The sequence below is a fragment of the Kitasatospora misakiensis genome (genome assembly GCF_042656005.1).
Classification (GTDB): Bacteria; Actinomycetota; Actinomycetes; order Streptomycetales; family Streptomycetaceae; genus Kitasatospora; species Kitasatospora misakiensis.
Window position 1 is genome coordinate 19,210 of the sequence record NZ_JBHSOF010000040.1, and the last position, 12,302, is coordinate 31,511.

Below are 12,302 nucleotides of genomic sequence, written 5' to 3' on the forward strand. Positions count from 1 at the left end.
ATGCCCGGGCTCCGGACGGCCCGATCGCCCAGGAGGGCTGAGCGGGAACGCCGAGGGCCCGGGGAGCATGTCGCTCCCCGGGCCCTCGTGGTCTGTCCTCAGCGCGCGCGGGCGCCGGTCGAGCCGCGCATCACCAGCTCCGGCTGGAACATGAACTCCCCGCGCTGGACGGCGTTCCCGCCGACCTCCTCCAGCAGGGCGTCCACGGCCGCGGTGGCCATCGCCTCCACGGGCTGGCGGACGGTGGTCAGCGGCGGCTCGGTGAACGCTATCAGCGGCGAGTCGTCGAAGCCGACCACCGAGACGTCCTGCGGCACCGACAGGCCCCGCTGACGGACCGCCCGGATCGCGCCGAGCGCCATCATGTCGCTGCCGCAGACGATCGCCGTGCAGCCCTTGTCGAGCAGCGCCCCGGCCGCCGCGTGCCCGCCCTCCACGCTGAACAACGTGTGGTGGACGAGCTCCTCGGCCTGCTCCGGCGTGTACCCGAGCACCTCCCGCAGGGCCGCGGTGAAGCCCTCGATCTTGCGCAGCACCGGCACGTACCGCCGCTGCCCGACGGCCAGGCCGATCCGCTCGTGGCCGAGTTCGGCCAGGTGCTGGACGGCCATCCACATCGCGGCCCGGTCGTCCGGCGAGATGAACGGCGCGTCGATCTTCTCGCTGTAGCCGTTGATCAGCACGAACGGCACCCCGCGCCCGGCCAGCCGGGCGTAGCGGTCGTGGTCGGCGGTGCTGTCGGCGTGCAGGCCGGAGACGAACACGATGCCCGCCACGCCCCGGTCGACCAGCATCTCCACCAGTTCGTCCTCGGTGGAGCCGCCCGGGGTCTGGGTGCAGAGCACCGGCGTGAAGCCGTGCCGGCTCAGCACCTGCTCGATGACCTGGGCCAGCGCGGGGAAGATCGGGTTGCTGAGTTCCGGGGTGATCAGCCCGATCAGCCCGGCACTGCGCTGGCGCAGCCGGGTCGGCCGCTCGTAGCCGAGCACGTCGAGCGCCGCCAGCACGGTCTGCCGGGTGGCGGCCGAGACGTTCGCCTTGCCGTTGAGCACGCGGGAGACGGTGGCTTCGCTGACCCCCGCCTGCGCCGCGATGTCTGAGAGTCGCGCCGTAGTCACGGTCCCAGAGCCTATTGCAACCACGTCAGACCGCCCACCAGTCGGTGCTGTCCGCGGCCAGCACCGCCTGGCCGTCGGCCACCCGGGGGTCGGCGTCGGCGGAGGTCAGCAGCGGCCGGCCGGGCACCGGTATCCGGACCGGGGCGCCGGTGGCGTTGACGGTGCAGACGAAGGAGCCGCGGCGGAAGGCCAGGGTGCCCTCCGGGCTGTCCAGCCACTCGACCTCGCGGCCGGCGCCGAGGTCGGCGGTGGCCCGGCGCAGGGCCAGCGCGGAGCGGTACAGCTCCAGGGTGGAGGTCGGGTCGCCGGTCTGCGCCTCGACGCTGAGCGCGGCCCACTCGGCGGGCTGCGGCAGCCAGGACGGCCCGCCGGCGGCGGGGCCGAAGCCGTACGGGGCCTCGGTGCCGGACCACGGGATCGGGACCCGGCAGCCGTCGCGGAAGCCGTCCTGGCCGGCCTGGCGGAAGAACGACGGGTCCTGGCGCACCTCGTCGGGCAGGTCGGTGACGTCCGGCAGGCCGAGCTCCTCGCCCTGGTAGACGTAGGCGGAGCCGGGCAGGGCCAGCATCAGCAGGGTGGCGGCGCGGGCGCGGCGCAGGCCGAGCGCGCGGTCGCCGGGGGTGCGGATCTGGGTGCCCAGGCCGGGCGGGTTGGCGAACCGGGTGGCGTGCCGGGTGACGTCGTGGTTGGAGAGCACCCAGGTGGTGGGGGCGTCGACCGGGCGCATCGAGCCGAGCGACAGGTCGATCACCGCGCGCAGCTCGGCGGCGTCCCAGGAGGTGCCCAGGTACTGGAAGTTGAAGGCCTGGTGCAGCTCGTCGGGGCGGACGTAGTTGGCGGTGCGCTCGACGGTCGGGGTCCAGGCCTCGGCGACGCCGATCCGCTGCCCCGGGTACTCGTCGAGGATCCTCCGCCAGCTGCGGTAGATCTCGTGGACGCCGTCCTGGTCGAAGAACGGCATGACGTCGTTGCCGAGCAGCTTGAGCTGGTCGGCGCCGCCGATGTCGGGCAGGCCGGGGGCCTTGACCATGCCGTGCGCGACGTCGATGCGGAAGCCGTCGACGCCCATGTCCAGCCAGAAGCGCAGGATCGACCGGAACTCGTCGGCGACCGCCGGGCTGTCCCAGTTGAAGTCGGGCTGCTCCGGGGCGAACAGGTGCAGGTACCAGTCGCCGGGGGTGCCGTCCGGGTTCCCGGTGCGGGTCCAGGCCGGTCCGCCGAAGATGGACTCCCAGTCGTTGGGCGGCAGTTCGCCGTTCTCGCCCTTGCCGGGGCGGAAGTGGTAGCGGTCGCGCAGCGGGGACGCGGGGCCCTCGCGGAGCGCGCGCTGGAACCACTCGTGCTGGTCGGAGGAGTGGTTGGGGACGAGGTCCACGATGATCCGCAGGCCCAGCGCGTGCGCGTCGCGGATCAGGCCGTCGGCGTCCAGCAGGGTGCCGAACATCGGGTCCACCGCCCGGTAGTCGGCGACGTCGTAGCCGGCGTCGGCCTGCGGGGAGGCGTAGAACGGCGAGAGCCAGACGGCGTCCACGCCGAGGTCGCGCAGGTAGGGCAGGCGGCTGCGGATGCCGGGCAGGTCGCCCATGCCGTCGCCGTTGGAGTCCGCGAAACTGCGCGGGTACACCTGGTAGATGACCGCGTCCCGCCACCAGCCTCTGTCCGCGCCGGCCCCGGCCTCGTGAGCGGTGGCGTCGGCGGCGGGCCGGGAGGTGTCGGCCAGGTTCTGGGTCATGGACGGTATCCCTTGGGACTAGAGGAGGAGCGGTCAGGACTTCGAGGCGCCGGCGGTCAGCCCGGTCACCAGGTGACGCTGCACCAGGTAGAAGAGGACCGAGGAGGGGATCGCGATCAGAACGGCGGTCGCGGCCATCAGGTTCCACTGGGCGTCGTGCTCGCTGACGAAGGTCTGCAGGCCGACGGCCAGCGTGTACTTGTCGGAGCTGAGCATGAAGGTCGACGCGAAGGCGACCTCGGCCCAGGCGGTGAGGAAGGAGTAGAACGCGGCCACCGCCAGGCCCGGGCGGGCGAGCGGCAGGACCAGCCGCCAGAAGGTGCCGAACGGGGTGAGCCCGTCGACCCGGCCGGCCTCGTCGATCTCCACCGGGATGGTGTCGAAGTAGCCCTTCAGCAGCCAGGCGCAGTACGGCACGGTGGTGGTCGAGTAGACCAGCATCAGGCCGAGGTAGCTGTCCAGCAGGTCGAGCTGGGAGAGGATCGTGTACATCGGCACGATCAGCACCGCGATCGGGAACATCTGGGTGACCAGCAGCGACCACATCAGCGGCCGGTGGCCGGGGAAGCGCATCCGGGAGACGGCGTAGCCGGTGGAGGCGGCGATCAGCACGCCGAACACGGTGGTGACGCCGGAGACCAGGAAGGCGTTGCCGAACCAGCTGAAGAAGTCGGTGTCGAACAGCACCGTGCTGTAGTTCGACAGCGTCATCTTGTCGAGGATCTCGCCGGGGTGCAGGTAGTCGGTCTTGTCCGGGCCGAGCGAGACGTAGAGGATCCACGCCACCGGGAACAGGGCGATCAGGCTGGCCAGGATCAGCGCGCCGTGCATCAGGGCCTTGGCGAGCGGGCCGGTCTCGTCGCGGCCGCGGGCCTTGGCCGGCCGGGCGGCGGGCGCCGTGGCGCGGGCGGCGAGCGGGGTGGGTCGGTCGGTGGTGGTGCTCATCGGGGGTGCCTCCTTCGTGGTCGCCGGCTGCGCCGGGGTCAGCCGTTCGCCCGCTCGTTGCGGGCGAGCCAGCGGCGGTAGAAGCCGGTGAAGACGATCAGGATGGAGAGCAGGATCACGCCGTAGGCGGCGGACTGCGCGTAGTCCCGGGGCTGCTGGCCGAAGCCGAGGCGGTACGCCCAGGTGACCAGCAGCTGCGCGTCGGGCGCGCCGGAGCCGCCGAACAGCAGGAAGATGACGGCGAACTGGTTGAACGTCCAGATCACGCCGAGCAGGACGACGGTCGAGGAGACGGTGCGCAGCCCGGGCAGGGTGACGTGGCGGAACCGCTGCCAGGCGGTGGCGCCGTCCATCTCGGCGGCCTCGTACAGCTCGGCCGGGATCGACTGGAGTCCACCGAGCAGCGAGATCATCATGAACGGCACGCCGACCCAGGTGTTGACCAGGACGGCGGCGGCCTTCTGCGCGGTCGGGTCGTCCAGCCAGCCGGGCTCGGGCAGGTGCAGGGCGGAGAGCAGGCCGTTGACGGCGCCGCCGTCGGCGAGCATCAGCCGCCAGGAGAAGACGGTGACGAAGGTCGGCACGGCCCAGGGCAGGATCAGCAGCATCCGGTAGACGGCGCGGCCGCGGAGCTTCTGGTTGAGCAGCAGGGCGAGGCCGAGGCCGATGGTGTAGTGCAGGCCGACGCAGAGCGCCGTCCAGGAGATGGTCCAGACGAAGTGCGACCAGAAGCGGTCGTACGAGCCGGGGCCCCAGAGGATGTCGGCGTAGTTGTCGAAGCCGACGAAGTGGTAGCTCGCCGGGATCTCGTTGGCGCCGATCTTGCGGGCCATGTTGAGGCTGTTGGCGTCGGTGAGGGTGAGCCAGAGTCCCTCGGCGAGCGGGTAGAGCACCAGGACGCCGAGGACGAGCACGACCGGTGCGATCATCGCGTAGGCGTACCAGTGCTTGGCGTACGAGCGCTTGAGGCGCTCCATCAGGCCCGGACGCGGATCGCGCTGCCGGCTGCCCTGGCCGGTGGCGCCCTGCACGGCGACTGACATTGTTCGACACCTTCTCGGGGAGGTCCGCCGCCTCGCTTCGGCGACTGCTGCTACGGGTCCGGCCGTCCGGCCCGCCGTGGGGGAGGCGGGCCGAACGGCTGCAGATCGGGGACTACTTGGCGAAGCCCGGGAGGAGCTTGGCGTAGTCGGTGGCGACGGTGTTCAGGCCGTCCTGGGTCGAGGTGCCCTGGACGATCTTGCCGAGGTTGGTGCCCAGCGAGGCGAACAGCGAGCTGTACTCGGGCAGTTCGGGGCGCGGCTTGGCGCTCGACAGCACCGACTGGAAGCCGGCGATGCCGGGGTCGGCCTTGACCTCGGGGGTGTAGGCGTCGTCGCGGGTCGGCAGGGTGGAGTTCTTCTGCGCGATGAAGGCCTGGCTCTCGGCCGAGGTCATGAAGGCGGCGAACTTCTCGGCGGCGGCCTTGTGGGCCTTGTCGGCACCGGCGTAGACGGAGATGTTGTGGCCGCCGGTCGGCGCGCCGCCCTTGCCCGCGGAGCCGCCCGGGACGGGGGCGATGCCGAGGTTGGTCTTGTCCGCGAAGGCCGAGCCCTTGTAGACGTTGGTGATCTCCCAGGGGCCCTGGACGATCGCCGCGACCTTGCCGCTGTTGAAGGCGTCCATCATGTGCGCGTAGGCGTCGGTGGTGACGTCGGCCTTGGCGGTGCCGGGCGCGGTGAACATCGACTTGTAGGTCTCGACGGCCTTGGCGGCCTCGGGCCCGGCGACGGTGATCTTCTTGCCCTTGGCGTCGACGGTGTCGGTGCCCTCGCCGAACAGGAACGGCATCGCGTAGTAGCCGTCGGCGGCCTTCAGCCAGAAGCCGTCCACGCCGGCCTTCTCCTTGACCGTGGCGGCCGCGGTCCTGAGCTCGTCCCAGGTGGTGGGGGCGGCGGTGATGCCGGCCTTGGCGAAGAGCTCCTTGTTGTACATCAGGCCGAGGGTGTCGGTGACCAGCGGCACGCCGTAGAGCTTGCCCTGGTAGCTCGCCTGCTGGATCAGGCTGGGCTGGAACTTGGCGGAGTCCGCGGCGGCCGGGGTGCCGTCCAGCGGCTCCAGGTAGCCGGCCTTGGCGAAGGCGGCGGTCCAGCCGACCTCGGAGCGGAACACGTCCGGCGCGCCCTTGGCCCCCATGGCGGTCTGGAGCTTGTTCTGCGCCTGGTCGAACGGCACGTTGACGAAGTCGACCTTGACGCCCGGGTTGGCGGCCTCGAACTTCTTGACCAGCTCCTGGTAGTTCGGCGCCTCGTTGGTGGCGTTCGACGTGTCCCAGTAGGTGAGGGTGACCGGCCCGTCGGCCTTGCCGTCCGAGCTGGAGCCGCTGCTGCCACAGGCAGCCATCGAGACCGCGAGGGCCACAACGAGGGCAGAGGCCGCGATGCCACGCCGCATGAGAACTCCTTGGAGGGGTGGGGGTGCCCGAAAAAGTGGGAGGCAGGCGCATAATGACTGCCTTGCCTCGCGCCGACCGCACCGTTGCTGCCGTCGGGCTCGGGAAGGAAGTTAACAGCGGGGCAACAGTCGCGGAAAGTCCTTGCAGAAAGTTTCTGCAAGAAACGGCGATCGTTACACCCGCGTGTCCTTCACGTTGCCGCACGGTAGTTGACAGGCTTAGGAATTATGGCGCTTTGTCCGGTTAGCCCCGGTCGACTGACGCCGCCGGGGCCACCCTCCGTGGTGAAAGGCTCTTGCAGCGCCCCCGTCAGCCGGTGGTTCCGAGCCGGAAGACGGTGGTCGAACGGAACTCCTCCCCCGGCCGCAGCACGGTGCTCGGGAAGGCCGGCCGGTGCGGGGAGTCCGGGAAGTGCTGGGTCTCCAGCGCGATCCCGGCGAACGGCCCGTACGGCACCCCGCTCGCGCCGGTGACGGCGCCGTGGAAGGTGTTGGCCGTGTAGACCTGGACGCCCGGCTCGGTGGTCAGCACCTCCAGGGTCCGCCCGCTGACCGGGTCCTCCAGCCGCGCGGCCGGGCCCGGGGTGCCGTCCGCCGGGCGGGGGCGCAGCACCCAGTTGTGGTCGTACCCGCCGGGGCCGGTCAGCTGCGGGTGCGCGTCGTGCACCGACTTGCCGATCGGCCGGGCGGTGGTGAAGTCGAACGGCGTGCCGTCCACCGGCTCGATCCGCCCGTCCGGGATCAGCCGCTCGTCGGTGGGGGTGTAGCCGTCGGCGTCCAGGGTGAGCAGATGGCCGAGGACGTCCCCGGAGCCCTCGCCGCCCAGGTTGATGTAGGCGTGGTTGGTGAGGTTGACCACGGTCGGCGCCGAGGTCACCGCGTGGTAGCGGATCGCCAGCTCGCCGGAGGCGTCGAGCGTGTAGTCGACCGTGACGTCCAGCGCGCCGGGGAAGCCCTGGTCGCCGTCCGGGCTGTGCAGCCGCAGCCGGACGCCGTCGGGCAGCTCCTCGGCCGCCCAGATCCGGTTGGCGAAGCCGTCCGGGCCGCCATGCAGGGTGACCCCGTTGCCGGTCGCGGCGAGCGGGTGCTCCTCGCCGTCGAGGGTGATCCGGCTGTCGGCGATCCGGTTGGCGTACCGGCCGACCACGGTGCCGTAGTGCCGGGCCGGGCCGAGGATGTCGGCGAGCCGGTCGCTGGAGAGCAGCACCTGCGCCGGGCGGCCGTCCCGGTCGGGGGCGACCAGGGTGTGCAGGGTGGCCCCGAGGGTGAGCACGCTCGCCTCGTACGGGCCGGCCCGCAGCGTCCACCGCTCGATCGCGGCGCCCGCGCCCGAGGGCTCGAAGGGCTCGCGCCGCACGCTGGTGGTCTGCGACCCGTTCACCGGGGGCGTCGCCATGACCTGCTCCTCACTGGCGGGCCACAGCCGTGTGCCCGCCGTTCACCGGGGTACCGCCCGAGCCCCCGTAACGGGCCCGGGTCGGCGTCAGCCTAAGGCCTGTCTGTTGGTTTTTGTCGGATCAGGTCGCGGCCCGGCGAGGAACCGGGACACCGGCCCGGGCGGACGGGCGGACCGGCGGGCGGACAGGCGGGTGTAGGGGGGCGCTCGCCCGGCACGCGCGCCGTCCGCCCGCCGCCGCCCTGCCACCCTCCTGCCACCCGAGCCTCCAGAAGCAGCCAAAAGCCATCAGAATCGATCAGGAGCGATCAGAAACGATCGGGTCCGTCCGGCGGCTCCGAGGCCTCGGGCAGTTCGGGAAGTCCGGACCGTTCGGGCAGCTCCACGAGCGCCGCCGCATCCGAGCCGTCGCGCGGCCCGGGCGCCCACCACTCGCCCTCCCACCGCTCGCCCGACCGGTGCTCCGACCCCATGGCGAGGGCGGCGGCCAGGCCGTCGGGCCCGCTGCCCGCCTTGCGGTAGACGGCGGCCAGCCGGCGGTTGACCAGGCTGAGCGGCAGCGCCAGCCGGTCGGCGATCAGCTGCGGCGACAGGCCCCCGACGGCCAGCTCGGCGACGTCCCACTCGGGCTGGCTGAGGGTCTCCCGCACGTCGCCCAGCCGGTTCGGCCGCAGGCCGTAGTTGGCCAGCTCGCGGCGGGCCCGGTCGACCAGTCCGTCCGCGGCGCAGTGCTGGGCCAGCTCGATGCCCTGGTACAGGTACTCCTGGGCGTCCTCCAGCCGGCCCACCCGGCGCAGCGCGGCCCCGAGGTCGACCAGGGCCACCGCGTGCTCGTAGCCGGCCGGCGACTGGCCCAGGTGGGCGACCGCCCGCTCCAGCAGCTCGACCGCCTGCTGGCCGTCCTCGATCTGGGCGGACAGCCGCAGCGCCGTCCCGATCGCCGAGGCGGTGCCGAACCGCTCCGCGTCGGCGACCGAGCGGCGCGCGTACGCCCGGGACCGCTCCGGCTCGTCCTCGGCCAGCGCGATCGCCAGGTGCCCGGCCCAGGGCGCCCAGACCGTGTTGTGCCAGCCCCGGATGTCCAACTGGGCGCCGGCCTCGGTGAGCGCGGCGGCGGCGCCGGCGGGCCGGCCGACGGCGAGCAGCAGCTTGCCGTACAGCGAGGCGGCGTCCGGCAGCACCATCGCGGTGGCGTGGTACGGCGGGTGGAAGCCGAAGTCGATGGCGAGGTCCCAGGCCTCCCGGCTGCGGCCGCGGGCGATCAGGGTGTCGATCAGCACGCCGACCGCGTCCCAGGCCAGCGGCAGCTTGGAGCCGATCCGCTCGGAGAGCCGCAGCGCGCGGGGCGCAGGAAGTCCTCGGCCTCGGCGAGCAGACCGCGCCGGAACCGGGCCAGGCCCATCAGGAAGTAGGCGAAGCCCCGGTGGGCACCGGACCAGCCGGCCACCTCGAACTGCACGATGGCGTCCGAGAAGAGCCGCTCGGCCTGGGCGATCCGGTCGTTGTAGGTGTAGGAGAGGCCGAGCGTGGCGGGCAGTTCGAAGCCCCACGTGTTGTCGGTCCAGCCGAGCCCCTTGGGCAGCCGCCCGTTCTCCAGCACGTCGTCGGCGTGCCGCAGCACCTCGGCCGAGGGCTCGCCGCGCAGGGTGAGGTCCCAGGCCCGCAGCGCCAGCACCGCGCGGTCGGCGGCATCGCGCCCGGTGAGGCTGTCGCACAGCGCGCCGAGCCGGGCGGAGCGGGCCGGCCCGTCCTCCTCGGACTTGCGGTAGGCGTGCCACATGAACGACGCGGCCTCCAGCCGCAGCCGGCCCGCCTGGTCCCCGAAGGTGCGTTCGGCCTCGCCCTGGCAGACCAGCGCGGCCTCGCGCAGTTCGCCGCTGTGCGCGAGCACCTCGGAGAGCCGGAAGGTGGCGTCCACCCGCAGCGAGGGGCGCAGCGGCCCCTCCTCCGGATCGAGCGCGAGCTTCAGCTGGTTGACGGTGGCGACCGGGTCGGTGAGCAGTGCGGAGCAGCCCAGTTCGTACAGCACCTCGGCGCGGTCCTGGTCGTCCGGCGGCTCGGCGAGGGCGCGGTGCAGACAGCGCTGGGCGGCCTCGGGCGCGCCGATCAGCAGGTGTTCGGAGGCGGCCCGGCGGAGTTTGCGCACCGTGCGGTCGTCGCCCTCGCCCGCGAAGGTCTCCACCAGGTGGCGGGAGGCGGCGAGCAGGCCGAGTCCGGCGTTCTCGATCTCGGCGGCGGCGACGCCGTGCATGCCGGTGCGGGTGGCCTCGGGCATGGTGTTGTAGATCGAGCTGGCGATCAGCGGGTGGACGAACTCGAGGTTGCCGTTCGGGGTGACGGTGAGGACGCGCTGCTTGCGGAGTTCGACGATGGACGCGCGGGCGCCCTCGGTGGTCTGGGCGGAGATCCGGGTGGCGAGGTCGGGCCGGATGTCCGTGCCGAGCATCGCGGCGGCCCAGGCGAACCGCAGGGTGGCGGCGCCGAGCCGCTCCAGCCAGGACTTGAGGGTCATCCCGGTGGCGTCGACGGCGAGTTCGCGCAGTTGGAGGGAGTTCTCCTCGACCGGGTCGAGCTCCTGGTCGCGGACTTGGTCGAGCAGGGCGACGACCTCGAAGGGGTTGCCGTTGACGACGTTCCAGAACTCGTAGCAGAAGGCGTCCTCGGCCCGGTCGCCCAGCTCGGCGCGGATGATGTCGGTGACGGCCACCAGGGAGAGCCGGGTCAGCTCGTGCCGTCGGGTGGCGAGCGTGGCGACGGCGCGGTGGTGGTCCTGGGAGTCCGGCTGCCAGTCGGCGATGTCGTCGCGGTAGGCGAAGACCAGCAGGACCGGCAACTCGCGGGCCCGGACGGCGAACTGGGTCAGCCAGGCGAGGGATTCGAGGTCGGCCCAGTGCAGGTCGTCGACGATCATCACCAGTGGGGCGCGGCGCGGGGCGAGTTGGGTCAGGACGAAGTCCAGGCCGTCGCGGACGCCCTGCGGGTCGAGGCGGCGGGCGCCCTTCTTGGGCTGCTTGAGGCCCATCGCAGGCCCGACGACCTCCTCCCAAGTCCCCATCACCTGACGGAACTCGCCGGGGCCGAGGCTGCCGAGCACCGGCTGGAGGAGCTGGCGCAGCACGTGGTACGGCTCGTTGAACTGGCGCTCGCCACCCCGCGCGAACAGCACGGTGGCGCCGGGGCGGAGCTTCGCGAGCCTGCGGACCTCGTGCAGCAGACTGGTCTTGCCGATGCCGGGCCGGCCGGAGAAGGTGAGCAGCTCGCCGATCTCGGTGCCGCCGGCCGCGAAGTCGCGGCAGAGCTTGTCCACCGAGGCCTCGGCGGAGCGGAGTTCGGCGTCGCGGTCACGCAGTCGGACCCGGTTGGGGGCGCCTTCGGCCTCCCGCGCGCCGGGCATTGCCTCCACCCGGAATTCGTTGTCCCACTCGGCCACCGTCGCGCCTCCGCCTCGCTGTTCCCTGCCCGTGCAGCCGAGGTTAGCGTTGCCGGAGGCCCGGTGGAGTGCATTCACGCAGGCGGGGGCCGAGATCGAGGGTTCGGCGAGCTTGCCGAGGGCAATTGCCCTATATCCCTAACGTCAGATCATTGCATCAGATAATCTACGCCCCGCAGGCCAAGTCGATCATGCCGTGCCATTCTGCCACCATCCGGCCGCTCAGCCCCAACTCCCCCACCAACAGCCGCAATACCGCAAGCGCCCCCACCCTCCGCAGCTCCGGGAGTCCGATGTCTGACGACACCTCACTTCAGATTCCGTTCCCGTACAGTCGCAGCACCCACGGGCCGTACGCCACCGAACTGCACCGCGCCTGGCTGACCCGCCACCCCCTGCTGTCCGACCCGACCCACCCCGCCTACGCGCACTGGGACGTGGTCGACCTCGCGGCCCTCGGCTACCCCGACGCCGGGCCCGACGAACTCGCCCTGGCCGCAGACCTCATGGGCTTCTACTTCCTCTTCGACGACCAGTTCGACGGACCGCTCGGCCGCCGCCCCACCGAGGTCGCCCCCATCTGCGACCGGCTGATCGCCGTCCTGCACGGCGCCCGGCCCGACCGGACCTCCGCCGTCGAGACCGCGTTCGCCGACCTCTGGGAGCGCAGCGTCCAGGGCATGCCCGCGCGTTGGCAGGCGCGCGCCGCGTACAACTGGGAGTACTACCTGGCCAGTCACCCCGCCGAGGCGGCCGGCCGGATAAGCCCGCGACCGCCCGACCGGGCCGGCTACCAGGTGCTGCGGCGCGGCACCGCCGCGATGGAGACCATCTTCGACATGGTCGAGCGGCTCGGCCACTTCGAGGTGACGCCCGCCGTGCTGCACCACCCGGTGCTGCGTCAGATCCGCCAACTCGCCGCCGACATCCCGTCGCTGACCAACGACGTCCGGTCGTTCCCGCTGGAGGCGCCGCGCGGCGACGTCAACAACCTGGTGATGATCGTCCAGCGGGAGCGGGACTGCTCGGCCGAGGAGGCCTGCGCCGTGGTGATGGGCGAGGCGCAGCTGATGGTCGAGCGCTGCCGCGAGCTGTACGAGGGGCTCCCCGACGTGTACCGCGAGCTCGGGCTGGCCCGGGTCGAGCGGATCATCGCCCAGCGCTACGCCGACGGACTGGTCACCTGGCTGGCCGGCTACCTGAGTTGGGAACGCCTCACCGGCCGCTACCAGGAAGCCTGAGGGCGCG

At 72.2% G+C, this 12,302-nt stretch carries 9 protein-coding genes; 1 reads left to right on the forward strand and 8 read right to left on the reverse strand.

Features of this window, described 5'->3' with window-relative positions:
• Window positions 1–98: 98 nt before the first annotated feature.
• The 8 genes from ACFP3U_RS26190 to ACFP3U_RS26225 all read right to left on the reverse strand — a co-directional run bounded on the left by ACFP3U_RS26190 (window position 99) and on the right by ACFP3U_RS26225 (window position 11,018).
• Window positions 99–1,118 (reverse strand): LacI family DNA-binding transcriptional regulator, encoded by a 1,020-nt coding sequence (locus ACFP3U_RS26190; protein WP_380228123.1) that lies wholly within the window; start codon window positions 1,116–1,118, stop codon window positions 99–101.
• Between the two features lie 25 nt (window positions 1,119–1,143).
• Entirely contained in the window at window positions 1,144–2,850 is a 1,707-nt protein-coding gene (locus ACFP3U_RS26195; RefSeq protein WP_380228124.1) for a glycoside hydrolase family 13 protein, read from the reverse strand.
• Between the two features lie 33 nt (window positions 2,851–2,883).
• Window positions 2,884–3,795: a sugar ABC transporter permease gene (locus ACFP3U_RS26200; RefSeq protein WP_380228126.1), complete on the reverse strand. Its 912-nt coding sequence runs from the start codon at window positions 3,793–3,795 to the stop codon at window positions 2,884–2,886.
• Between the two features lie 38 nt (window positions 3,796–3,833).
• Window positions 3,834–4,838 carry a carbohydrate ABC transporter permease gene (locus ACFP3U_RS26205; RefSeq protein ID WP_380228127.1) on the reverse strand — a complete coding sequence of 335 codons (1,005 nt, stop codon included), beginning with the start codon at window positions 4,836–4,838 and terminating at the stop codon, window positions 3,834–3,836.
• Window positions 4,839–4,950: 112 nt separating this feature from the next.
• Window positions 4,951–6,228, reverse strand: a complete 1,278-nt coding sequence (locus ACFP3U_RS26210) for an extracellular solute-binding protein (protein WP_380228128.1) — start codon at window positions 6,226–6,228, stop codon at window positions 4,951–4,953.
• A gap of 310 nt (window positions 6,229–6,538) precedes the next feature.
• The gene (locus ACFP3U_RS26215; protein WP_380228129.1) at window positions 6,539–7,624 is read right to left on the reverse strand and encodes an aldose epimerase family protein; all 1,086 of its coding nucleotides are present in this window, start codon (window positions 7,622–7,624) and stop codon (window positions 6,539–6,541) included.
• Window positions 7,625–7,932: 308 nt separating this feature from the next.
• On the reverse strand, window positions 7,933–8,904 hold the full coding sequence (locus tag ACFP3U_RS26220) for a tetratricopeptide repeat protein (RefSeq protein WP_380228130.1): 972 nt from the start codon (window positions 8,902–8,904) through the stop codon (window positions 7,933–7,935).
• Window positions 8,898–11,018 (reverse strand): ATP-binding protein, encoded by a 2,121-nt coding sequence (locus ACFP3U_RS26225; protein WP_380228171.1) that lies wholly within the window; start codon window positions 11,016–11,018, stop codon window positions 8,898–8,900. The genes ACFP3U_RS26220 and ACFP3U_RS26225 overlap by 7 nt, the downstream gene beginning before the upstream one ends.
• A gap of 329 nt (window positions 11,019–11,347) precedes the next feature.
• Between ACFP3U_RS26225 and ACFP3U_RS26230 the strand changes: the two genes are divergently transcribed.
• Entirely contained in the window at window positions 11,348–12,295 is a 948-nt protein-coding gene (locus ACFP3U_RS26230; RefSeq protein WP_380228131.1) for a terpene synthase family protein, read from the forward strand.
• Window positions 12,296–12,302 lie beyond the last annotated feature (7 nt).

Bases quoted from the DNA above. Each gene is read 5' to 3' on its own strand.
- ACFP3U_RS26195 (WP_380228124.1), bottom strand. From the start codon at position 2,850: ATGACCCAGAACCTGGCCGACACCTCCCGGCCCGCCGCCGACGCCACC.
- ACFP3U_RS26200 (WP_380228126.1), bottom strand. From the start codon at position 3,795: ATGAGCACCACCACCGACCGACCCACCCCGCTCGCCGCCCGCGCCACG.
- ACFP3U_RS26205 (WP_380228127.1), bottom strand. From the start codon at position 4,838: ATGTCAGTCGCCGTGCAGGGCGCCACCGGCCAGGGCAGCCGGCAGCGC.
- ACFP3U_RS26210 (WP_380228128.1), bottom strand. From the start codon at position 6,228: ATGCGGCGTGGCATCGCGGCCTCTGCCCTCGTTGTGGCCCTCGCGGTC.
- ACFP3U_RS26215 (WP_380228129.1), bottom strand. From the start codon at position 7,624: ATGGCGACGCCCCCGGTGAACGGGTCGCAGACCACCAGCGTGCGGCGC.
- ACFP3U_RS26225 (WP_380228171.1), bottom strand. From the start codon at position 11,018: ATGCCCGGCGCGCGGGAGGCCGAAGGCGCCCCCAACCGGGTCCGACTG.
- ACFP3U_RS26230 (WP_380228131.1), top strand. From the start codon at position 11,348: ATGTCTGACGACACCTCACTTCAGATTCCGTTCCCGTACAGTCGCAGC.